The following is a 22,284-nucleotide window of genomic DNA, read 5'->3' as shown; positions in this document are numbered from 1 at the left end:
TGATGTCGCTTTCGGCCGCCTCGTGGCCGCGCGGGGCCGGCGCGACGCCCCCATGGAAGGAGGCGACCGCCGCGCGCTCCCGCCGGGGGCGGTCGGCCAGCCCGCCGGCCGGCGGCTCGGGAGGCGCCTCGCCGCGCACGGCAGCGGCGCGCGTCACCCGCCGCCCCGCTCAGCGCCGCGCGCTCAGGTGGATCGCCGCCCGCCCACGCGCCGCGGCGGGCACCCCAGGACCGCCGCGCGACGGCACATCTCGTCGACGCCGTCCCGCGACGCCGCCTCTCCGGGCATGCGTCTCGCAAGCCAACCGATGAGCGTCAGCCCCGCTGCGCGGGCGTCTGCAGGCATCGTCCCTTCTTTCAGGAGGCTCGCGATCTGAGCGATCAGACGCGTGCGCGTTTCCTCAGGCGCCATCCTGCGTGCTCCATGAAGCATTCGAACGGGAAAGTCAAAAGAACCGCGATGCTAGCGCGCGGCCTCGGCGGCGGAAAGGTCGGCGCTGTGCTCTCCTCCACATCCGATCGGGACCGCGCGTCCCGGTCGGCGGCGTGCCAACACGCGCTGCGAAGCGGCGTCAAGATAAATTTGCGCGCGGGTCAGATCGGCGCGATGAGCACCTCGCGATCCTTGGCGCCGTTCGCGGGCCCGACGAGCCCGCGCTTCTCCATCGCCTCGACCAGCTTGGCCGCGCGGTTGTAGCCGACGCCGAGCTTGCGCTGCAGCCACGAGGTCGAGCAGCGCCGGGTGTCGGCCACGATCCTCACGGCGGCGTCGTACATGGGATCGGCCTCGGCGTCGGAGGTGTCGGGCTCCTCGCCCTCCTCGTCCCGGGGCCGGAGGATCGCCTCGTCGTAGACCGGCTCGCCCTGGAGCCGGAGGAAGTCGGTGATCTTCTGGACCTCCTCCTCGGAGCAGAACGGGCACTGGACGCGCCGCGTCTCGTTCGAGCCGTTCATCTTGATCAGCATGTCGCCGCGGCCGAGCAGGTGCTCTGCGCCCTGCTCGTCGAGGATCGTGCGGCTGTCCACCTTCTGCGCGACGCGGAAGGCGATGCGCGTGGGGAAGTTCGCCTTGATCATGCCGGTGATCACGTCGACGCTCGGCCGCTGCGTCGCGAGGATGACGTGCATGCCGGCGGCGCGCGCCTTCTGCGCCAGCCGGGCCACGCTCGCCTCCACGTCCTTGCCCTGCTGCATCATCAGGTCGGCGAACTCGTCGACCACGATCACGATGAACGGGATCTTCTCCGGCAGCGCCGCGTCGGAGCCGTCCTTCGCCGCATCGACCTCCACCTCGAGCCCGTCCGCGCCGATCGCGGTCACCTTGGCCGGGGGCTTCGGCGGGCGCGCCTCGCCGCGGTGCACGCGCTCGACCCACGCGTTGTACGTCGTGATGTTCTTCGTCCCCGCGTTCGCGAAGAGCTGGTAGCGCCGCTCCATCTCGTCGACCGCCCACTTGAGCGCGTTCGCCGCCTGCTTCATGTCCGTCACGACCGGCAGGAGCAGGTGCGGGATGCGGTCGAAGGGCGCGAGCTCGACGACCTTGGGATCGATCATCAGGAGCCGGAGCTCGTCCGGCGTCTTGCGGAAGAGCAGGCTCACGAGCATCACGTTGAGCCCGACGCTCTTGCCGGCGCCGGTCGCGCCCGCGACGATGACGTGCGGCATCGACGCGAGGTCGGCGAAGTACGGCGTCCCGATGATGTCGCGGCCGAGCACGCACGGCAGCGGCGCCTTCATCTCGACGAAGCGGCGATCCTCGACGAGCTCGCGCAGGTTGACGGGCAGGCGGTGCTCGTTCGGGATCTCGAAGCCGATCCGGTTCTTCCCGGGGATGGGGGCGACGATGCGGACCTTGCGCGACAGGCCGAGCGCGAGGTCGTCCGCGAGGCCCGCCACCTTCGAGACCTTGGTGCCGGCGGCGGGCGAGACCTCGAACGTCGTGACCGTGGGTCCGGGGTGGATCTCCTCGACCTTGCCGCTGACGCCGTAGTCGGCGAGCGTCTTCTCGAGGAGCTGCGCCGTGGCCTTCAGCTGATCCGCGTCGAGCTGGAGGCGCCCGCCCGCGGGCACGTCGAGCATGTCGGTCGACGGCAGGCGGAAGCCCTCGCCGGTGGCCGGGACGACCTTGACCACCGCGGGCTTCTCGCTGACGAGCGCGCGGCTCGTGTCGACGATCGTCGGCGCGCGCGGCGCGGCGCCCTGAGGCCGCTCCGGGCCGACGGCGGGAGGAGGCTCGCGGTGGGCCGTCCGGGCATCCGGCTCGCGCGGCTCGCGGGCGGGCAGGTCGCGCGGCTCGCGGGGCTCGCGGGCGGCCGCGTCGCGCGGCTCGCGGGCCTCGCGGGCGGCCGCGTCGCGCGGCTCGCGGGCGGGCAGGTCGCGGTGGGCGTCCGGCTCCCGCGCCGGCAGCCCGCGCACCGGCAGGATGGGCGACGGCGTGGGCACGTCGACCGCCTCCGGCTCCGCGAACGCGGCCGCGCTGTCGTCGTCGTCCGACTCGAAGGCCGCGGGCTCGACCGCGTCGTCCTCGTCGAGCTCCACCTCCCGCTCGACGATCCTCTCGACGAGGTGCGCCTCGCCCGCGAACGGCGACTCGTCGCTGTCCTCCAGGGCGGCGGCGTCGCGCGGCCCTGCGAGCGCCGCGGCGCGCCGTCGCGCAGGCCGCCGCGGCTCGGCGGCGCGCTGCGCTCGCTCGCGCGGCTCGGCGGCGCGCTGCGCCCGTTCGCGCGGCTCGGCGGCGCGCTGCGCTCCTTCGCGCTCCGCTTCCTCGGTCAGCTCGACGAACCGCTGCGCGCCCTCGCGCGGCCCGGCGCCGTGCAGCGCCGCCTCGCGCGGCGCATCGCTCTCGGGCGCCTCCTCCTCCTCCGGCTCGGCGCCGTGGACGACCACCTCGTGCGCCTCGCCGCCGCGGGTCACCACCTCGTGCGCCTCGCCGCCGTGGATCACCAGCTCGCGCGGCTCGGCGCCGTGGATCACCAGCTCGCGCGGCTCGGCGCCGTGGATCACCACCTCGTGCGCGTCGCCGCCGCGGACCGCCGGCTCGCGCGCCTCGCTCCCCTGCGGCGCCGCCTCGCGCGGCTCCTTGGCCTGCGCCTTCCTCCCGCGCCGCGGCTTCGGCGGGGCCGCGGGCTCCTCGGCGGCGGCGCTCAGCGGCGCGCTCTTCCAGAGATCGAGCGCCGGCGCCTCGGCGTGGGCCGGCTCGACGGGCGTGGTCCTCGCGGCGGGGTCGGAGAGCGGCTCGTCTGCGTCGTCGGCCAGCGCGGCGATGATCGCGTCGGGGCTCGAGTTGCGCGCGATGATCGGCGGCGCCTCCTGCGTCGAGGCGCCCTCCCGCCGCTCCAGATCGCGCGCCGCGGCCCACGCCCCGAAGAGCGCGCGCGCCCAGCCGGCGACGCGCGCGGCGATGGCCACGGCGAGCTGCTCGGCCCGGTGCGCCAGCTCGATGAACGAGAACGTCGCCCGGCCCATCAGGATGAGCGCGACGATGGTGAGCCCGATGATGTACGACCCGATGTTCGAGAAGAGCGCGCGCAGCACCTCCCCGAACAGCTCGCCCACGGCCCCGCCGAGCGGCATCGCGCCGAACGCGACCGCCCGCGGGAACGCCACGTGCGCGAGCGCCGCGAGCACGATGACCACGACGATGTCGCCGCTCAGCCGGAACAGGCTCGCGATCGAGCGCTTCGCCCCGAGCAGCGGCATCGCGAGCAGCGCGAGCTCCAGCGGGACGAACCACGCGATGACCCCGACCGCCTGGACCGACGCCCCCGCGAGCGCCGCGCCCACCGGCCCCACCCAGTCGTCGCCCGAGACCTCCGGGCGCAGCGGATCCGCGCGAAACGACGCGAGCGCGAGGGCGCTGTACAGGGCGGACACCAGGAGGACCAGCGCCGCCGCATCCCGGGCGTAGCTGTGTCCCGGCGGCGCGGCAGGGCCCGAGACCCCCGCCGGGCTGGTCCGTGCGGCGCCGCGCGCCCCGGACCGCAAGGGCTCGCCAAGGCCGGCGGCGGGCTGAGCACGGCGAGGAGCGAACAAGGGGACGTTCATGCCTACCTAAACCTACCTTACTCACATATGCGCACTCCGCCCCGGGGGCAAGAAGTCTGGGAGGCCTGAGTAAGGAGGGGAAAGCGCCGTACGGAAACGGAAAAACAGCCCGGGCAGCGGAAGCGGACGGGAACCAACAGGAAGCAACAGGAGGAAACTGGCGCTTTTACGCGCTTCCGTGCACCGTCACGCACGCCTGAGCTCGCCAGAAGCACGGGGGCTCGAGCGGCCTCCAGGCCTCGGCAGGCGAGGCGGGAGGCAGGGAGGGGGAGGGTAAGGTGGAGGAGACGGGGATAGAGGGGAGGGAGGCACGGGGAGGGGGCGCCTCCGAAGGCGCCGCCGCGCTGGAGTTCCAGCCGGATTTCGCGCAAACTTTGTCCTCGCTCCCTTCTTCCCGCCCTTGAAATTCTTTCAAACAGAGCGCCGCGGGCGGTACCATCCCGACCCTCCTGGGACGTGCATGGAAACTGTCGAACGAGCAGGGCGGCGCGTCGGCGCTGCGGGCCTTCTTGTGCTGTGCCTCGCGACCGCTGGCGTGGGGCTCGCGACGAGCGGGTGCCGCGTCAATGAGAACGACATCCACCGGTGGGAGACCACGGCGCACGGGCCCGACAAGCTCAGGGCGGTGTTGTTTCACGACAAGTACGACAACTCGCTCCGCATCGAGGCGGCCACGTCGCTCATCCGCATGAAGCCGCGGCAGGGCCGGCGCGTGGGCATCGGCATCATGGTCGAGACCCTCGCGACCATGGCCCCGGAGGCGAGGCAGTCGATCGTGGCCGCGCTCGTGCCGTCCATCATCGCCGAGCTGAGGAAGCCGCCGCCCGTCGCGCCGCCCGGGCAGCCCCGCCCGGTGGACACCTCGTTCCCGTACAAGGACGCCGCGTACGCGATGCTCACGTCCGATCGGACCGTGATCATCGCGGACGAGGCGCTGAAGGAGGGGCTCAAGGCCGCCCTCATCGACTGGGCGATGGCGGACTTCGAGCACCGGCTCGAGGACCGCTCGCAGGCCTACGGGATGGAGCAGCTCCTGCGCTTCATCGGCCCGCCCGCGGTGGCCGGCCTGCCGAAGCTCATGACGCGCGAGGCGAAGCGGCTCGACCAGATGGCGTCGCTCGTGGCCGAGTACGGCGACCCACAGGCGAAGGAAGCCGCCTCGGCGAACCTCGTCGCCATCGCGAGGTTCGTCACCTCCAGCGAGTGGGTCGACGCGAAGAAGCCCGAGCTCCAGGCGGCGAACGCCGCGTCGAAGATCACGCCCACCGAGAAGCAGTTCGAGGCGCAGCTCGCGCAGTACCAGGAGGAGGAGCTCTTCCGGGTCTTCGGCTCGATGAAGAAGCTCGGCGGCAGGCCGTCGGTCGACTTCCTCCTCGGGTTCGCGGCGGACAAGAACCAGCCCGAGAAGCGCCGCCAGGCCGCCCTCGCCGCGCTCGAGGGCCGGCTCGACCGCAACAACCCGAGCGACATCCAGCGCATCCTCGAGATCGCGACCGCGGACGCGCCCGACGCGGTGCTCGACCAGGCCTTCCGCCGCGTCGGCGAGATGCCGCGCGAGCTCGTCGTCGAGAAGCTCTACGGCCTGTTCAAGACCGACAAGTGGAAGATCCGCCGCGCCGCCGCCGCGACCATCCTGAAGATGTCGACGGTGAAGCACATCGACGAGTTCATGAGCAGGCTCCCCGACAGCAAGGGGTTCGCCATGCCCGAGGCGCTCACGTACGGCGCGTCGTTCGGCGACCTGAAGGAGGGCTCGCCCCTCGAGGCGCTGAAGAAGCACTTCACCGAGGGCCCGGCGCCGGTGCGCACGAGCGCGATCGCCTACTACTTCACCTTCGGCACGGCCGCCGATCTCGCGGCGGTGAAGCCGCTCGAGGGCGACACCACCCGCGCGCCGGTCTGCGACGCCGATCCGGACTGCAAGTGGGCGTGCGAGGTGCAGAAAGAGGGGTCGAACGAGCGCGAGCTCAGGGACGTGAAGACCGTCGGCGAGTTCGTCCAGTACTGCATCGAGCCGGCCATGCAGGAGAGGAAGCCGGAGCTCGAGAAGGGCGAGAAGAAGTGACGCGAGCGCCGGCGCAGCACGCGGGATCGTCGGGCGATCCCGCCGCCACGAGGGAGCGCGGCGCGCCCCTCGCGCCGCGCTCCTGCCACGGCGCGGGGCGCGGCGGGGGCGCGCGCTTCGCGGCGAGCCGCGCGCGCGCTCCTCGGATCTCGCGCGGCCATGGTCGCGATCGCAGCGCGCCTTCGGCGCGGCCCAGAGCCATCAGGTGCTTGCAGGGAAGAGGCCGGGAGGACGCTTCCCAGCGCAATTCATCCTCCGTTATCGTTGGGTAGAGATGAGCGCGGATCCGAACAAGAAAAGCGCACGGACGTTCCAGTGTCGCGATGTCCTTTGGGAGACGTTCGAGCAGATGGCGCGCGAGCTCGAGTGCTCCATCGACTACCTCATCAACGAGTCGATGAAGCAGTACGCGCGGCAGCGAAGCTACAGCCCGCGCACGCCCTTCCCGCCGCCCGCGAGGGTCGACGCGGCGCCCGGCTCCGGGCACCAGCCGGTCCCGCACGCTCATCAGCCCAGCGCGGTGCCTCCGGCCGCGACGCCCCCGCCGCCCGGGCTGATGACGCCCGGCTCGCCGCCGCCCTTCGGACCGCCGGGCGGGCCGCCGATGGTCGCCCTGCAGCAGCAGCCGACGCCCGCGGGGGCCTACGGCGCGCCGGCCGGCGCGCCTGCCTATGGCGCGCCCTCGCCGCCGTACGGCGTGTCCCCCGTGGGGCCCGTGCCGACGCCGGTGCCGGCGCTGACGCCGCCGCCGCCGGGGCAGGTCCGGCCGGGCGCGCCGCCGCCGCCGCCGCCGCCGCCGGGCAGCAGCAGCGCCGGCGGGAAGCGGCCCAGCCTGCCCGTTCCGCCGCCGATCCCGGGCCGCGTCGGCGGCCCGCCGCCGCCGCCGACCAGCGTGACCCGCCTCGGCGCGCCGCCGCCGCTCCCGTCGCAGGCCACGAACTCCGGCGGGCGCCAGAGCATGCCTGGCGCCGCCGCGAGCCGCTCGGGGCCGCCGCCGCCGCTGAGCAGCGGCGCCGGGTACGCCACGCCCATCGCGCCGCCGATGGCGCCGCCGCCGTACGGCGTGCCGCCGCAGGCGGCGGCGAGCGTGCCGGGCCCGCCGCCGATGAACATGGCGATGCCGAACCAGGTCCCCGCGGGCCCGGCGCTCGCCGCGTTCTACGCGGGGCAGCGGTTCGTGGTGAACAAGGACCGGTTCATCATCGGGCGCGGCAAGCAGTCGAGCGATCTGACGATCAAGGACCCGAACGTGTCGCGCCAGCACGCCATGGTCGAGTTCCTGAACGGCCAGTACTACATGGTCGACATGGGCTCGACGAACGGCGTCGAGTACAACGGCCAGCGCATCGCCCGGAAGGCCATCGTCGAAGGCGATCTCTTCCGGATCTGCGATCACGAAGTGCGCTTCTCCTACCGCTGATCGCGGCGGTCCCGCGTCTTCCGCCGGAGCTCGCACGATGACGAAGCGTGGAGGCGCCGCCGCGGGCCTCGTGGAGCTGCCCCGCGCGGCGCTGCTGCGGCGCGTGCGCCGCGTCGCGCTGAGGGCCGGCGCCGCGGCGGTCGGCCTCGGCGCGATGATCTGGGGCGGCGCGGTCCTCGCGTCGCAGCTGCCGCCGTGGGTCGCGGAGGGCGACGCTCCGCTGCCGGCGTGGGTCAAGAGCGCGCGCGTGCTCAAGCGCGATCAGCCGCTGTTCGAGGCGCCGGGCGAGAACCCGCGTCGGCGCGGCTCCGTCGATCGCAACGTGCAGCTGCCCATCTTCGCGGCCCGGCGCGACGGCGGCTGCCTCGGTCGCTGGCTCGAGGTGGGCGCCGCGGCCTGGGTCTGCGACGACGCCGTCGAGCTCTCCGCCGCGGGTCCGATCAGCCCGCTCGTGCGCACGTGGCGCGAGATGCCGGACGGGCTCCCGTACCGCTACTACTTCGTCGGCCCCGACGGGTCGTTCGGCTACCGCCGGGTCGAGGCGGCCGACATCGACGCGCCGGACGCGCAGCTCGAGCCCGGCTTCGCGGTGGCGATCGTCGAGGAGCGGGCGCTCGGCGGGTCGCGCTACGGCCGCACGAACAGCGGCCTCTGGGTGCCGATGCGCGATCTCGGCCCGGTGCGCGCGTTCGCCTTCCACGGCGCCACCGTCCCTCCGGGCGCCGCGGAGATCGGGATCGCGTGGGTCGTGTCCGAGAGGGCTCCGCTCTTCACGCGCACGGCGGCGGGCTTCGCGCGGACCGAGGAGAGCAAGGCGCGGTTCGAGGTCGTCTCCACGCTCGAGGAGGCGCAGGGCGCCTCGGGCAAGCTCGCGCGCATCGCGGACGGCGACGCGGCGGCGTGGATCTCGCTCCGCGATCTCCGGCGCCCGTCGGTGGCGCCGCCGCCGCCCGAGGTCGACGCCGAGGCGGGCGAGCGGTGGATCGACGTCGAGCGTTCGACGCAGACGCTCGTGGCCTACGAGGGGCGTCGCCCGGTGTTCGCGACGCTGGTCTCGACCGGCAAGGGCGCGCCCGGGTCGTCGCGCGCGACGCCCGCCGGCACGTTCCGCATCTGGGCCAAGCTGCTCACCTCGGACATGGACAACCTCGAGGACGAAGGCGCCGACCGCTATTACCGGATGGAGGACGTCCCCTACGTGCAGTACTTCTCCAAGGGGGTCGGGCTGCACGGCGCGTTCTGGCATCGCTCGTTCGGCCAGGTGCGGAGCCACGGCTGCGTGAACCTGGCCCCGCTCGACGCGCAGCGGCTGTTCTGGTGGACGTCGCCGCGGCTGCCCGCCGGCTGGACGGCGGTCCTCCCCACGGCGCACGAGCCGGGCACCGTGGTGCGCGTGCGCTAGCGGCGGGGCGCGACCTGCGGCGCGCGCGACGGATCGCGCAGGCCGCGGCGCGCGCGACGGATCACGCAGGCCGCGGCGCGCGCGAGCCGATCCGCGAACGCCGCGGCATCGATGGGTCTATGCGCAGGAGATGGAGGGCGGGCACAGGCGAGGTCCCATCGAGGGGGCGCTCGGCCGGCGCAGCGGGAGGGGAGAAAGGAGCAGCGGCGCCGGGCCCGGTGGGGCGCGGCCGGCGCTGGCTCAGAGGGCGATCTTGCCCTGGAGGAAGAAGGCGATGACCCAGGAGAGGAGCACGAGCGACTCGATGAGCGCCAGGCCGAGGATCATCGGGGTCTGGATCCGGGCCGCGGCGCCCGGGTTCCGGGAGATACCCTCGAGGGCGGCCGCAGCGGCGCGACCCTGGCCCATGGTGCCGCCGAGGGCAGCGATGCCGATCGCGAATCCGGCAGCGACGGCGAGCCACGAGTTCGCGTCGTACTTGTTCGACGCCGCGCCATCCTGCGCCAGCGCCATAGCGGGAACCAGTACCAGCGCAGTGCCGACAACGGCGGACAGCGACAGCTTGCTCTTCAGCGACATCCGAATCTGCTCCTTTCAAGCCACACAGCCCGCGGGGCTGCATGCGTACATCTGCGTGGGTCGGGGGCCGCGCGGGCGGCACCCCCTCGAGAACCGGGGATCGCTCCCGGGACCTCTTCGACTGCTCGGTAGGGGACGCGCTCGTGCAATCCACCCACCGCTCTGGGGCAACCCATCGACAGCGGGGCCCCTCTAATCCGATTTTCGAGGGCTGGCTAGCCTTCTCTTCACCTCCAGCGCCGTTCTCCTCGGCGCCGGGTGATGCCTGATCGAGCGGTCAGGCGAAGCGATCAGTGATGGTGGTCCGCCTTCTCCGTCGCGAGCCCGATGTAGATGCAGCTCAGCAGGCAGAACACCAGCGTCTGCACGACGATGACGATGATCGCCAGGAACATCAGCGGCACCGGGACGAACAGCGCGACCAGCCCGAGGAAGATGCTCGCCACGAGGTGGTCGACCCCGATGTTGAGCATGAGCCGGATCGAGAGCGTGACCGGGCGGACGCAGGTGGAGATGACCTCAATGGGGAAGATGAGCGGCGCCAGGTACCACTTCGGCCCGGCGAGGTGGGCGATGTAGCCCCAGCCGTTCTCCTTCAGCCCGTAGTAGTTGAAAAGGACGAACACCACGACGGCGCACCCGATCGTGACGTTCAGGTTCGAGGTCGGCGGGTTCACGCCCGGGATGAGCGCCGATGCGTTCGAGAAGAAGATGAACGCCGCCGAGCCCCCGATGAGCGGGAAGTACCGCTTCGCGTTCTCGGGCCCCATCACGTCCCGAGCCATGCCGTAGAAGTAGCCGAAGAACGCCTCGAAGAACGTGCGCAGCGTGAGCTTGTCCTCCGGGACCACGGACTCGTTCAGGCGCCGGTACTGCCCGCGCACCTCGCTCGCGAGCAGCACGAACAGCACCATGATGAGGAGGCTCATGAAGATCGGCTCGGTCCCGCGGTAGTCGACCGTGTGGTGACCGATGAACGTCTTGCCGATGTTGCGAGCGTTCTCCCGGAGTCCGGGGAGCTGCGCCAGAAGGTACGTGAGGAACCCTGTATGCTCAGGCATGGCTTTCGTCGTCGATGCGCGGCGCCGACGGCCGCGCGGCTGTGCCGGGACGGCCGCGCGCGCCGGCGCGCCTTGGGGGAGTTCGCCCTCGGTCGAGGGGCCTCGCCTCTACCACAACTCCTTTACGGTGGGCACCCTGGAGCGCGCCGACGCGCCGACGCGCCGACGCGCCACCGCGTCGCGCGGGTCGCCGGCGGCGGCGCCGGCCGACGCGGGAGCTCAGCCGCGAGCGCCAGGGGGGGCTCCGTCGGCCGGGGGCTTCGGCCCGAACAGCGTCCCCAGGGTGATGCCGACCACGAGCGAGGCGTAGCCGACCATCAGCGCGACCCCCGAGACGAGCTCGCTCTTCAGGACGAGCCAGACGCCGCCCATCAGGCCGAGGAGCTTGATGATCGCGATCAGCGTCCACGACACGGTGCGGCCCCTGCGCGAGAGGAACGCGTCGACGATGCGCGCGAAGACGTACAGGTTCGCGGTGGCGATGGCGCCCCCGATGCCGACGCCGAGCGCCGCGCGCACGCCGTACGCGAGCAGCGCGGCCACGGCCAGGACCGCCGCGGTGCCGGCCACCCAGCGGAGCACGGCCCGCATGGTCGCGTCGCCGACGCCGGGCTGTCCGTCCGCGTCGGGCTCCTCGTGCGGCGGGCCGCCGTCGCGCGTCCCGGGGCTTCGCTCAGCGCTCATCGTGCTCCTTCGCGGGCTGCCGCTCGTCGGGGTAGGGGACCACGTCGATCGAGTCCGCCCGGCGGTTCCCGTGACCGCTCGCCGCGCGCTCGTCTGCGAGCGCCTTGCGGTCGTCGAACATCGGCGCGGGGTTGCCCTGCTCGCGCTCCTCGCGCGCGGCCGCCGCCTGCATCTCCCTCCACGCCCGGTGGACCGCCTTGCCGGCGGCGCCGAGGCCGAAGAAGAACCAGAGCACCGCGAGGTACGGCTCGGTCCCGAGCTTCGCGTCGAGCCAGCGGCCGATGAACAGGCCGACCAGGATGCAGAGCACCACCTCGAGACCGACGGTCCCGTAGCTTCCGACGGCCTTCCAGTCCTGCTTCATCAGGGGATCCGATCACCAGGCAGTACCTGGGTGCCTCGGGTCGCGATTACAAGCGGTCCCGGACGGGGTCAACCGCCGTCGGAGCGCCCGCCGGCGTCGCGCCTGCTACCGCCGCGCGATCAGCGCCTCCAGCGCGGAGCGCATCGCCTGCGCCGCCTCGCCGCGGTGGCTCACGCGGTTCTTCTCGGCCTCGCCGAGCTCGGCCATGGTCCGTCCGTACGCTTCCACGACGAACAGCGGGTCGTAGCCGAAGCCTCCCGAGCCCTTGGGCTGCCTGGCGATCCACCCCTCGCAGCGCCCTTCGGTGACGATGGGCTGCTCCGCAGACCGCGGATCGAGCAGGACCATCACGCAGCGGAAGCGCGCTCGACGCTGGTCGTCTGGCACGTCCGCGAGCGCCGCGAGCAGCGCCGCGTTGTTCTCCGCGTCGGTCGCGTGCTCGCCGGCGAAGCGGGCGGACCGCACGCCCGGCCGGCCGCCGAGCGCGTCCACCTCGAGCCCCGAGTCCTCGGCGAGCGTCACCAGGCCCGACCGGAGCGCCCCGGCGCGCACCTTGAGGAGCGCGTTCTCCAGGAACGTCGCGCCGTCCTCGACCACCGGCGGCGCGTCCGGCAACACCTCGGCCAGCGAGCGCACCTCGATCGGGAGATCGGCGAGCAGCGACCGCAGCTCCGCGAGCTTGCCCCGGTTCGAGGTCGCGGCGAGCAGGCAGAGCGGCTCCCGGCTCACGCGACCCTCCAGTGATCGGTCTTGAACAGCGCCGCGAGGTCGACGCCGGCGTCGCTCAGCGCGCGATGCTGCGCGCTCGCGAGCGACGCCACGCCCGCGAGCGCGAGGTCGATCATGCGGTCGAGCTCCGTCCGGGGGATGGCCTCGTCCTCGGCGGTCGCCTGGACCTCGACGATCGCGCCGACCGCGGTCGCCACGACGTTCATGTCGACGCGCGCCGCGCTGTCCTCCGTGTACACGAGGTCGAGGGCGAGCCCGCCCGGGAGGTGGCCCACGCTGATCGCCGCCACCTGATCGCGGAGCGCCGGCCCCTTCAGCGACCCGGCCGCGCGCATCCGGTCGAGCGCCAGCGCGAGCGCCACGAACCCGGCGGTGATCGACGCGGTCCGCGTGCCCCCGTCCGCCTCGAGGATGTCGCAGTCGATCGCGATCGTCTGCTCGCCGAGCTGCTTCATGTCGATCGCCGCGCGGAGCGCGCGCCCGATGAGCCGCTGGATCTCCTGCGTGCGCCCGCTCGGCGCCTTGCCCCGCCCGTCGCGCGGCTCCCTCCGGGTCGGGCTCGATCGCGGGTGCATCTGGTACTCGGCCGTGAGCCAGCCCGCCCCCTTGCCGATCATCCACGCGGGCACGGTGGGCTCGACCGACGCCGTGCAGAGCACGACCGTCCTCCCGGCGCGGTAGAGGACGGACCCCTCCGCGTTGCGGTGGAACCCGAGGATCATCTCCACCGGGCGGTGGACGTCGAGGGCGCGGCCGTCAGGGCGATTCACGAGGGCCGCCTTAGCACAACTCGGGCGACGCACGGGCTCGCGTCGCGGCGGCGCACGAGGCGCCCTGCGGTTTGCGTCGCTGCGGTCCTGCGTCGCTACATCCCGAACCAGGGGCCCGGGTCGATCACGTCGGCGCCGCGCCGGAGCTCGAAGTAGAGCTTCGCGCCGTCCGGCCCGCTCCCGACCGTGCCCACCCGCGCCCCGCCTGCGACCTGATCGCCGGCGCGCACGTCGGCGGCGCCGAGGTTCGCGTACACCGAGTAGTGCCGCTCGCCGTGATCGACGATCACCGTGAGCCCGTAATCCGCGTAGGTGTCGGCGAAGGCGACCCGCCCCGCGGCCACGCTGCGGACCGGCGCGCCGGAGAGCGCGGTGAGCTCGACGCCGGGCCCGCCGGCGCCGCGGCGCGACACCTTGCGCACCTCGGCGCGGCCGGCGATGGGGAAGGGGAGCCGGCCGAGGAGGGAGCGGAAGCCGGCGCGCCGATCGAGCTCGGCGGGGCCGGTGTCGGCGCCGTAGATCGCGAGGTAGTCGGGGCGCACGCTCGTCTCGAACGCGCGCGAGAACGCGGCGCGGCGCTCCTCCTCCTGGGCCAGCGCGACCCGCGCGCGGTTCATCGCCTCGCGGTGCACCTCGAGCGGCGCGCGCTCCGCGCCGAGGTGCGTGAGCCGATCCGCGAGCTCGGCGCTGCGCCGGGTCAGCTCGGCCTCGCGGGCGAGATCGCGCTCGAGCGCGAGCCGGGTGCGCTCCACGCGGGCGGCGTGGTCGACCAGCGCGTCGAACCCGCCGCCCACCGGGAGGAAGCCGGCGCGGACGTGGCGGTAGTACGCGCGGCCGCGCGCGACCATGCGGCGGCGGGTGAGCTCGAGCGCGGGGCCGATCGCGTCGAGCTCCGCGCGCAGCGCCTTCTCCTCGGCGTCGAGCTTCGCGAGCAGCCGATCGAGATCGTTCTCCGCCAGCGCGGAGCTCGGGCGCGCCGCCGGCGCCGCCAGGGAGGCCGAGGGCGACGACGGGGCGTCGGCCGCCGGGACCGCGGCGCCGCTGGTCGCCGCGCCGGTCAAGAGCGCCAGCGCGATCGGCGCGAGCCGGGCGCGGCGCCTCACACGGCCACCATCTTGCGCAGCGTGAGCAGCGCGGTGGCGGCGCCGAGGGCGGCGCCGAGGCCGACCATGCCGAGCGCGACCTCCCAGGGCAGGAACGACGGCGAGACGCCGAGCAGGTTGGCGAGCTCGTGATCGAAGCGGCCCCGCACCATCAGGAACAGCGCGCCGAGCATGAGCAGCGCGCCGGCCGCGCCGGCGGCGCCCTGCGTCGCGCCCTCGACGATGAACGGCCGGCGCACGAAGCCGTCGGTCGCGCCGACCAGCTTCAGCACCTCGACCTCGATCTTCCGGCGGTGCAAGAGGAGGCGCATCGTCGAGCCGATGACGCTGACGACGGCGCAGAGGACGATCGCCGCGAGGCAGGTGCTCGCGGCCACGCCGCCGCCGAGGAGCGACGAGAGCCGCTCCGTCCAGCGCTGGTAGGTCTCCACCGTGTCCACGGCCGGCAGGGCGCGCAGCTTCACGGTCATCGACGCGAGCGCCTCGTCGGAGATCTCCTCGGTGAAGCCGACCTCGAGGGACGCGGGGAACGCGCTCGGCGGCAGCGCGGCGAGGGCCTTGTCGCCGTCGTCGTGCACCACCTCGCGGCGCGCCTCGGCGCTCGTCACCAGGCGGACCTTCTTGACCCCGTCCGTGCCCTCGAGCGCGCGGGTGAGATCCGCGATCTCCGCGTCGGTCGCGCTGTCCCGCAGGTAGACCGTGGCGCGGCCCGCGCGCGACCAGCGATCGCGCACGGCCATCAGGTTCGTGACCACGAGGAGGGCCGACGCGAGGCAGACGAACGCGACCGCGAGCGAGAAGATCGACAGCGCCTGCAGGCGCCAGTCGCTCCTCCCGGCCCGCCAGGTGCGAAGCCATCTCCGCCGATCGTCACGCTCGCTCGTCTGCATCCCGTTCCCTCTTCTATCCCCGGAGCCTGAGCCGGAGCCCTCGGCGCTACGCCGCGCCGCGCACGCCGCTGTCCATCTCGTCCTCGACGACGTCGACGCCGTCGCCGGCGAGCTCGCCGCCGGACCCGAGGCCGTGCGGCACGTCCGTCGCCTTGCCGTCGTCGAGCACGACCACGCGCCGCGGGCGCACGTCGAGCAGCGTCCGATCGTGCGTCGCGAACAGGACCGTCGTGCCGGTCTCGTGGATGTCCTCGAACAGGCCGAGCAGATCGATCGCGAGCTGCGGGTCGAGGTTGCCCGTCGGCTCGTCCGCCAGGATCAGCGTCGGCTCCCCGACGATCGCGCGCGCGATCGAGACGCGCTGCTGCTCGCCGCCGCTCAGCACCTGCGCCCGGTCGCCGCCGCGCCCCGACAGGCCGACGCGCTCGAGCGCCTCGCCGACCCGGGTCCGGAGCAGGCGCGACGGCAGGCCGAGGACCTCGAGCGTAATCGCCACGTTGTCGAACACCGTCCAGCTCGGGACCAGCTTGAAATCCTGGAACACGAAGCCGATGTTGCGCCGGAGCGCGGGGATCGACGCGTCGGTCAGGCGCGCGATGTCCCGGCCGAGGAAGAGGATGCGGCCGTCGTCGACGCGCTCGGTGCGGTGCACGAGCCGGAGGAGCGTGCTCTTGCCCGAGCCGCTCGGGCCGGTGATGAACACGAACTCGCCCCGCTCGATCGAGAGCGACATGCCCCGGAGCACCGGCTGATCCGCGCGGTACGACTTATATACGTCCTCGAACACGAGGATCGGCCGGCGCGCGGCGGACGCGTCGTAGCGGTGGCCGGGCCGGAGCGCCGGACGAAATGAGCCTTGCGGAGGGGGCGCCGCCATCGGACCCTTCACCTATCAGCCTGCTCGGACACGGAAAACTTTTCGGCCGACGCCCGGGCGAGCGCCCCCTCCGGGTCGCCTTTTTCGGCCTCCCGCTGGCCGTGCTGCTGCTCCACGGCGACGGCCACGAGATCGCGCTCGCCGCGATCAGCCGCGCCGACGCGGTGGGGCTCCGCCGCGCCCGCCGCCTCTTCGGCGAGCGCCTCCTCCTGCGCCCCGACGTCGAGCGGCCCGAGCTCAGGTCGCGCGTCGAGGCGCTCGCGCCCGATCTCCTGGTGAGCTGGTTCTGGACCACGCGCCTGCCGATGTCGCTCGTGCGGGCGGCGCGGCTCGGCGGGATCGGCGTGCACCCCTCGCTGCTCCCGCGCCACCGCGGGCCCGATCCCACCTACTGGGCGATCGCCTCGGGCGACGCCGAGAGCGGCGTCACGGCGCACCGGATCGAGGCAGAGTACGACACCGGCGACATCCTCGACCAGGAGCGGCTCCCGATCGATCCGGCATGGACCGCGTGGCAGCTCGCCCGCGCGCTGGACCGGCCGAGCCTGCGCGTCCTGCGACGCACGGTCGCCCGGTTCGCGCGCGGCGACGAGGTGGCGGGCGTCGCCCAGGATCCGGCGCTCGCGACGCAGGCGCCCGCGCCGGACGACGAGGCGTGCGCGATCTGCTGGTCCTGGCCGACGGAGCGCGTGCTCCGGCACATCCGCGCCCTCGCGCCGGCGCCGGGGGCGTGGACCGAGATCGAGGGCGCCTGCGTCATCGTCCTGCGGGCCGCGCCGGCGCCGACCTTCCCGGGGGCGCTCGCGCCGGGCGAGGCGGTGGCGCAGGGCGGGGTGGTCCTCGTGAGGACCGGCGACACGGCCGTCGCGCTGCTGGAGGGGGAGATCGACGGCGAGCCGGCGTCGGCGGGCGAGCTCGCGGCGCTCGTGGCGTCGGGCGCGCCGAGCGGGTGACCGCCGGCCCGGGCGCGCTCGGCTACCGGCCGCGGCGCCGGCCGCCGCGCCGGCGGGGTCGCCTGGCCGGCGCGCGGGCCATCGAAACCTGAACCTGCGCGCGCGCGACCGCGTAGGATGCGCCCTTCGGAGGATTCATGTCGGAACCCGCGCAGCTTGCGAAAAGCGCCCGCGAACTGCTCGCATCGGCGCTCAATGCGCTCCAGTCGAACGGGGGAGTGTCGCCGGACGTCGAGGCGCTCGCCGAGCCGATCGCGCAGGCGATGGGCATCATGCACCGCATCGAGCGCTCCGGGGGACAGACCCTCGACGGCAGCGAGGCCGCGCTCGGCCACGTGCGCGACGTCCTGAACCGCCTGCAGAGGATCACGGTGGCCGATCCCGTGATCGACGTCTTGATGGAGCACGTCGCGTCCTCGCTGAGCAAGGTGCACGCGCTGAGCAGGGCGCAGGCCGCCGCAGGCGCGCCGCCGCCGGCGCCCGCGGCGGCGGCCGCGCCGCCGCCGGTCGCGGTGGCGCCTGCGCCCGTCGCGGCGGCGCCTGCGCCCGTCGCAGTTGCGCCTGCGCCCGTCGCAGTTGCGCCTGCACCGGTCCCGGTCCCGGTAGCCGCGCCCGCACCCGTCGCGGCGGCCCGTGCGCCCGCCCCGGTCGCTGCGCCGCCGCCGGTCGCGGTGGCCGCCCCTGCGCCGGTCGCGGTGGCCGCCCCTGCGCACCTCCAGCAGACGCTGCCCTCGCCGCAGCCGCCGCGGCATGCGCCGGCCCCGCCCGCGTACCCCGCCGCGCCTCACCCGGCTGCGGACGCGCGCCGAGCGCCGCCGCCACAGGCCGCGCCGCCGCCGGTCGACAACCGCGCGCCCGCCGCCGTCGTCGACGTCGAGCTAGGCGCTCTCACCCCGTCGAACTTTTACAAGGGGCTCGCTGGCAACGACGTGATCGAGCACGGGGGCATCTTCGTCGCGACCTACAAGATCCCGCCGATCGGCTCCGTCGTGACCTTGCGTGTCCGCCTGCCGGGCGACTACGAGTTCACCGCGCTGGCGGCGGTCCGGTGGACGCGCGAGGCCGGCGGCTCGAAGGACTCGGCCGAGCCGGGCTTCGGCGCCCGGATCACGCAGATCTCGGCGGAGGGCCGCCAGCTCGTTTCCCGGTTCACGCGCAACAGGGAGCCGCTCTTCTACGACGACCTCTGACGCCGCCACGCCGCCTCGATCCTGGTGAACCGTTTCTTCTCGCGCTCCGGCTCGCGGGCGAGCCGGCCGCTCCGCCGCGCAGCCTCCGTCCTCTCCGCCGTCGCCCTCGCGGCGCTGCTGCTCCTCGCGCCGCGGCCCGCCCGGGCGACCGGCGATCCCGATCTCGCGTTCTGGACCTACGAGACCGACCACTTCCGGGTGCACCACCCGCAGGGCCTCGAGCCCGTCGCTGCGCGCATCGCCGTGCTCGCCGAGACGATCTACGGGCGCGTCGAGGGCGCGCTCGGCTACGCCCCGCGGGACCGCACCGAGATCGTGATCACCGACGACTCGGAGATCGCGAACGGCTCGGCCGGCACGCTCCCGTACAACGCGATCCACCTCCTCGCGTCGGGGCCCGAGGACATGTCGACGCTGGGCGACTACGACGACTGGTACCTCGACCTGCTCACGCACGAGTTCACGCACATCGCGCACATCGACAACACGTCGGGCATCCCCGCGATCCTGAACGCGATCGTCGGCAAGTCGTTCTCGCCGAACCAGGTGCAGCCGCGGTGGATCATCGAGGGGCTCGCCGTCGTGAGCGAGAGCAACCACACGAGCGGCGGTCGGATGCGCTCGACCATGTTCGACATGTACCTGCGCGCCGACGTGCTCGAGGACAACATCGCGGGGCTCGATCAGATCTCGAGCTCCCCGTTCCGCTGGCCGCAGGGCACCCTCTGGTACCTCTACGGCTCGAGGTTCCTGGGATGGATCCTCGACGTCTACGGGCCGAACACGATGCGCGCCGTCTCCGCCGACTACGGCGCGTCGCTCGTCCCGTGGGGGATCAACCGCGCCATCCGCCGCGTCACCGGCAAGACCTACGTCGAGCTGTACGAGGGCTGGAAGGACCACCTCCGCCGGCTCTACCGGGAGCAGATGGCGGCCGTCGAGGCGCGCGGCCTCCGCGAAGGCGCGCGGCTCACGCACCACGGCCGCACCGTCCATTACCCGCGGTTCGTTCCGCCCGTCGCGCGTCGGACGTCCGCGGACGAGATCGTCTACTTCCGCGACGACGGCCGCGAGCGCCCCGGCATCTACCGCCTCTCGCTCGCCGCGCCCGCGCCCGGGACCGAGCGCAAGGAAGCGCTGGTCGCGCGCACCAACACGGCCTCGCGACCGGCGTTCACGCCGGCCGGCGACATGATCTTCGCGGCGCTCATGCCGTGGCGCAATCAGTACTACCGGGACGACCTGGTCTTCCTCCCGCGCGGTGAGGAGGCGCCCGACGGCGACGAACCCTCGCGCCGCCGGCTGACGCGCGGCCTCCGGTCCTCGGCCCCGGACGTGAGCCCGACCGGCGATCTCGTCGCCTTCTCGCTCAACAGCAAGGGCACCCGCTACCTCGAGATCGCGCGGCTCTCGCGGGACGGCGCCCTCTCGGAGCGGCGCGATCTCGTGCCGAGCGCCCGCTTCGAGCAGGCCTACTCCCCGTCGTTCTCTCCCGACGGCAAGCGCCTCGCCTACAGCGCCTGGACCGCCGGCGGCTACCGCGACATCCGCGTGGTCGACGTCGCCACCGGCAGCTTCCGTGAGGTGACGCGCGATCGCGCGACCGACATGAGCCCGGTCTGGTCGCCCGACGGCGAGACGCTCTATTTCACCTCGGACCGCACCGGCATCCACAACGTCTACGCGTACGCGCTCTCGACCGGCGCGCTGCGGCAGGTCACCAACGTGAGACTCGGGGCCTTCCATCCGGCGATCAGCCCCGACGGCAAGACGCTTGTCTATGTCGGATATACGTCCCGCGGCCACGACCTCTTCGTCATGCCGCTCGATCCGGCGCGCTTCCTCCCGGCGCCGCCGCCCCCGACCGACCGCCCCGATCCGCCGACCGCGCCCGCGGCGGTGCGGCTCGAGCGCTCCCCGTACAACCCGCTTCCGACGCTCGCGCCGCGCGCGATCACGCTCGACTACGCGCCCGGGAGCTACGGGTCGAACGCGCTGACGGTGAGCGTGACCGGCTCGGACATCGTCGGTCGTCACTCGGTCTTCGGCGAGCTCACCGTGCAGCCGGACGCGCCCGCCCCGACCGTCCTCGTCGGGTACACCTACGGGCGGCTGCCCATCGACCTCGGCGTCCGCGCGTACTACGCCATGACGCCGCGCAGCGGCTACCGCATCAGCGGCCGCAACGTCACCTACGACGAGCGATCGATCGGCGTCGTCTCGGGCGTCAGCTACCCGATCCGCGGCGAGTTCTCGCGGCAGAGCCTGGCCGCGTCGTTCAGCAGCGTCGCCTTCAAGGGGCAGCTCCCCGTCGGCAGCGAGCTCGACCCGTACGCGCCGCGGACCATCCTCCCGCCGCAGGGCACGCTGAACCTCGCGCACCTCGGCTATGGGTTCTCGAACGCCGAGGGCTCGATCGAGGCGTCCGGCGCGCCGCGCGGGATCTCGCTCAACGCGGGCCTCGATTACGCCGGCCCGGAGACGGGCAGCAGCTATACGACCTACGCGTTCTCGACCTCGCTCAGCGCCTACGTCGCGATGCCCTGGCCTGGCGACCACACCCTCGCCTTCCGCGTCGCCGGGGCGGTCTCCGGCGGCAACTTCCCTCGGGGCGCCGCCTACGCCGTCGGCGGGTACGATCTCGAGAACCTCACGCTCGTCGACACCCTGCTCACCGGCGTCACGAATAGCTCGTTCACGCTCCGCGGCTACGCGCCGGGCGTGATGGCCGGCCGCTCGTATTTCTCGCAGACGTTCGAGTACCGCGTGCCCGTCCTGGAGCCCGATCGCGGCCTCTCGACGCTGCCGCTCTACCTGCGCCGCATCGACGCGAGCCTCTTCCTCGACCACGGCGGCGCATTCAACCGCTTCGAGATGGACGACCTCGCGCTCTTCACGCAGGGGAGCCTGCTCTACTCGCCCCAGCTGCACACCTCGATCGGCGGCGAGGTGTGGCTGAGCCTGACGCTCGGGTACGTCCTCTCTTCGCAGCTGCGCTTCGGGTACGCGCTCGGCCTGAGCCCGCTCGCGATCCCGGGCGGCCAGTTTTACTTCGTCGCGACGAACTCGTTCTGAGCGCCCCGCGCCGCCGGAAACTTTGCCCGCGCCGGCCCCTTCGCCCAGGGTGGTCGGCCATGCGCGCCCTCCTCGCCCTGAGCCTCGCCCTCGCCGGCTGCGGCATCGCCCCGAGCAACTCCCAGCGCCTCACCGAAGCGGCGCTCGAGATGAACACGGCGGCCCGGTTCGGCCGCATGGATGTCGCGCTCGAGCGCGTCGGCTCGAGGGCGCGGGAGGACTTCATGCGCCGCCACGCCGATTGGGGCGCCCGCCTCCGCGTCGTCGACGTGGAGTTCGGCGGCTTCGAGATGACCCAGCGCGACGAGGCCGAGGTCTACCTCGACGTCCTCTGGCTGCGGCACGACGAGGCCACGGTCCGCACCACCCGGATCGCGCAGCGCTGGCGCGACGAGCGAGGCCACTGGGAGCTCGTCGGCGAGGAGCGAAGAGACGGCGACACTGGGCTGCTCGGCGAGCCGCCGCCCAAGGAGAAGCCGGCCGGCGAGGCGGCGAGCGCGATCGACCCGGGCCGGCGACCCGGCCTGAGCCTTCACACGCGCGTCATTCGCGACGAGTGAACGGCGCCGCTGAGCCGGGCGGTACGAGGCTACGCGGCGGACCGCGCGCCGGGGCCCTCACGGCGCCGGCGCGCGCAATCGTGGCGATCGCCGGGATCGCGCCGGGGCCTCGCGGCGCCGGCGGGCGCGATCTCGAGGAATGTCGGGACGGTTCTGCGGGATGGATCCAGCGCGTGGCCGGCGGACCGGCCGCGCACCGTCAGGAAGCCGGGGCAGGAGTCGCGGGAGCGGCGGCGCTCTTGGGGGCGCGGGGCTTCTTCGCCTTGCCGGCGACCTCCGTCGTGGCCCGCGACAGCTTGCTGCGCTTGGCGCGCTCCTTCTTGGCAGCCTGCGCCTTGCGGCGCCTCATCTTCATCGACTGGCGACGATCGCGCTTGCCCATGCTTCAATCTCCTCACGGTCGGGGGCACGGGCGCGGCATCGTGACGACAGCTCGCCAGGCGAGCCCCATCCTGCACCGGTGGATGGCCTACCGCGGGGCCCCTCAAAGGGAGCGGGACTCTGCCCAAGAGCGCATGG

General features: G+C 73.4%; 18 protein-coding genes. 7 read left to right on the top strand and 11 right to left on the bottom strand.

Features of this window, described 5'->3' with window-relative positions; translation table 11 throughout:
* Nucleotides 1-593 precede the first annotated feature (593 nt).
* Nucleotides 594-4,043, bottom strand: coding sequence for a DNA translocase FtsK 4TM domain-containing protein (locus WME98_RS16845; RefSeq protein WP_437952183.1), 3,450 nt, complete (start codon nucleotides 4,041-4,043; stop codon nucleotides 594-596).
* Between the two features lie 460 nt (nucleotides 4,044-4,503).
* Here WME98_RS16845 and WME98_RS16840 point away from each other — a divergent pair, with 460 nt between their 5' ends.
* The 3 genes from WME98_RS16840 (at nucleotide 4,504) to WME98_RS16830 (ending at nucleotide 8,930) form a co-directional block, all read left to right on the top strand.
* The gene (locus tag WME98_RS16840) at nucleotides 4,504-6,108 is read left to right on the top strand and encodes a hypothetical protein (protein WP_437936785.1); all 1,605 of its coding nucleotides are present in this window, start codon (nucleotides 4,504-4,506) and stop codon (nucleotides 6,106-6,108) included.
* A gap of 274 nt (nucleotides 6,109-6,382) precedes the next feature.
* Nucleotides 6,383-7,528 (top strand): FHA domain-containing protein, encoded by a 1,146-nt coding sequence (locus WME98_RS16835; RefSeq protein WP_437952182.1) that lies wholly within the window; start codon nucleotides 6,383-6,385, stop codon nucleotides 7,526-7,528.
* Between the two features lie 37 nt (nucleotides 7,529-7,565).
* Nucleotides 7,566-8,930 carry a L,D-transpeptidase gene (locus WME98_RS16830; RefSeq protein ID WP_437952181.1) on the top strand — a complete coding sequence of 455 codons (1,365 nt, stop codon included), beginning with the start codon at nucleotides 7,566-7,568 and terminating at the stop codon, nucleotides 8,928-8,930.
* Between the two features lie 240 nt (nucleotides 8,931-9,170).
* Here WME98_RS16830 and WME98_RS16825 read toward each other — a convergent pair whose 3' ends face one another.
* The 9 genes from WME98_RS16825 to WME98_RS16785 all read right to left on the bottom strand — a co-directional run bounded on the left by WME98_RS16825 (nucleotide 9,171) and on the right by WME98_RS16785 (nucleotide 15,987).
* Nucleotides 9,171-9,509 (bottom strand): ATP synthase F0 subunit C, encoded by a 339-nt coding sequence (locus WME98_RS16825; protein ID WP_061622327.1) that lies wholly within the window; start codon nucleotides 9,507-9,509, stop codon nucleotides 9,171-9,173.
* Between the two features lie 290 nt (nucleotides 9,510-9,799).
* Nucleotides 9,800-10,570: a F0F1 ATP synthase subunit A gene (gene atpB / locus WME98_RS16820; protein ID WP_437315976.1), complete on the bottom strand. Its 771-nt coding sequence runs from the start codon at nucleotides 10,568-10,570 to the stop codon at nucleotides 9,800-9,802.
* 219 nt (nucleotides 10,571-10,789) lie between these two features.
* Nucleotides 10,790-11,254, bottom strand: coding sequence for an ATP synthase subunit I (locus tag WME98_RS16815; RefSeq protein WP_437952180.1), 465 nt, complete (start codon nucleotides 11,252-11,254; stop codon nucleotides 10,790-10,792).
* The gene (locus WME98_RS16810) at nucleotides 11,244-11,618 is read right to left on the bottom strand and encodes an AtpZ/AtpI family protein (protein WP_437952179.1); all 375 of its coding nucleotides are present in this window, start codon (nucleotides 11,616-11,618) and stop codon (nucleotides 11,244-11,246) included. Before WME98_RS16810 ends, WME98_RS16815 begins: the two co-directional genes overlap by 11 nt.
* Nucleotides 11,619-11,723: 105 nt before the next feature.
* On the bottom strand, nucleotides 11,724-12,347 hold the full coding sequence (gene rdgB, locus WME98_RS16805) for an RdgB/HAM1 family non-canonical purine NTP pyrophosphatase (RefSeq protein WP_437952178.1): 624 nt from the start codon (nucleotides 12,345-12,347) through the stop codon (nucleotides 11,724-11,726).
* A complete protein-coding gene (rph, locus tag WME98_RS16800) occupies nucleotides 12,344-13,117 on the bottom strand; it encodes a ribonuclease PH (protein ID WP_437952177.1) in 774 nt (257 codons plus the stop codon). Before rph ends, rdgB begins: the two co-directional genes overlap by 4 nt.
* A 95-nt stretch (nucleotides 13,118-13,212) precedes the next feature.
* Nucleotides 13,213-14,220 carry a murein hydrolase activator EnvC family protein gene (locus WME98_RS16795; protein WP_437952176.1) on the bottom strand — a complete coding sequence of 336 codons (1,008 nt, stop codon included), beginning with the start codon at nucleotides 14,218-14,220 and terminating at the stop codon, nucleotides 13,213-13,215.
* Entirely contained in the window at nucleotides 14,217-15,110 is an 894-nt protein-coding gene (locus tag WME98_RS16790; RefSeq protein WP_437334186.1) for a cell division protein FtsX, read from the bottom strand. The genes WME98_RS16795 and WME98_RS16790 overlap by 4 nt, the downstream gene beginning before the upstream one ends.
* Before the next feature lie 46 nt (nucleotides 15,111-15,156).
* Nucleotides 15,157-15,987 carry a cell division ATP-binding protein FtsE gene (locus WME98_RS16785; protein ID WP_437952175.1) on the bottom strand — a complete coding sequence of 277 codons (831 nt, stop codon included), beginning with the start codon at nucleotides 15,985-15,987 and terminating at the stop codon, nucleotides 15,157-15,159.
* Nucleotides 15,988-16,088: 101 nt separating this feature from the next.
* Here WME98_RS16785 and WME98_RS16780 point away from each other — a divergent pair, with 101 nt between their 5' ends.
* The 4 genes from WME98_RS16780 (at nucleotide 16,089) to WME98_RS16765 (ending at nucleotide 21,765) form a co-directional block, all read left to right on the top strand.
* Nucleotides 16,089-16,940, top strand: coding sequence for a methionyl-tRNA formyltransferase (locus WME98_RS16780; RefSeq protein ID WP_437952174.1), 852 nt, complete (start codon nucleotides 16,089-16,091; stop codon nucleotides 16,938-16,940).
* A gap of 218 nt (nucleotides 16,941-17,158) precedes the next feature.
* Nucleotides 17,159-18,130, top strand: coding sequence for a hypothetical protein (locus WME98_RS16775; RefSeq protein ID WP_437952173.1), 972 nt, complete (start codon nucleotides 17,159-17,161; stop codon nucleotides 18,128-18,130).
* Nucleotides 18,131-18,154: 24 nt separating this feature from the next.
* Nucleotides 18,155-21,205: a BamA/TamA family outer membrane protein gene (locus tag WME98_RS16770; protein WP_437952172.1), complete on the top strand. Its 3,051-nt coding sequence runs from the start codon at nucleotides 18,155-18,157 to the stop codon at nucleotides 21,203-21,205.
* Nucleotides 21,206-21,264: 59 nt separating this feature from the next.
* Nucleotides 21,265-21,765, top strand: coding sequence for a hypothetical protein (locus WME98_RS16765; protein WP_061624991.1), 501 nt, complete (start codon nucleotides 21,265-21,267; stop codon nucleotides 21,763-21,765).
* Nucleotides 21,766-21,964: 199 nt separating this feature from the next.
* On the opposite strand, the gene WME98_RS16760 is transcribed toward WME98_RS16765, so the two are convergent.
* On the bottom strand, nucleotides 21,965-22,147 hold the full coding sequence (locus WME98_RS16760) for a hypothetical protein (RefSeq protein WP_020740990.1): 183 nt from the start codon (nucleotides 22,145-22,147) through the stop codon (nucleotides 21,965-21,967).
* Between the last annotated feature and the right edge of the window lie 137 nt (nucleotides 22,148-22,284).

Source organism: Sorangium sp. So ce296, assembly GCF_051529605.1.
Classification (GTDB): Bacteria; Myxococcota_A; Polyangia; order Polyangiales; family Polyangiaceae; genus Sorangium; species Sorangium cellulosum_D.
The sequence above is the reverse complement of the archived record's forward strand: the minus strand, read 5'-3'. Positions and strand labels throughout refer to the sequence as shown.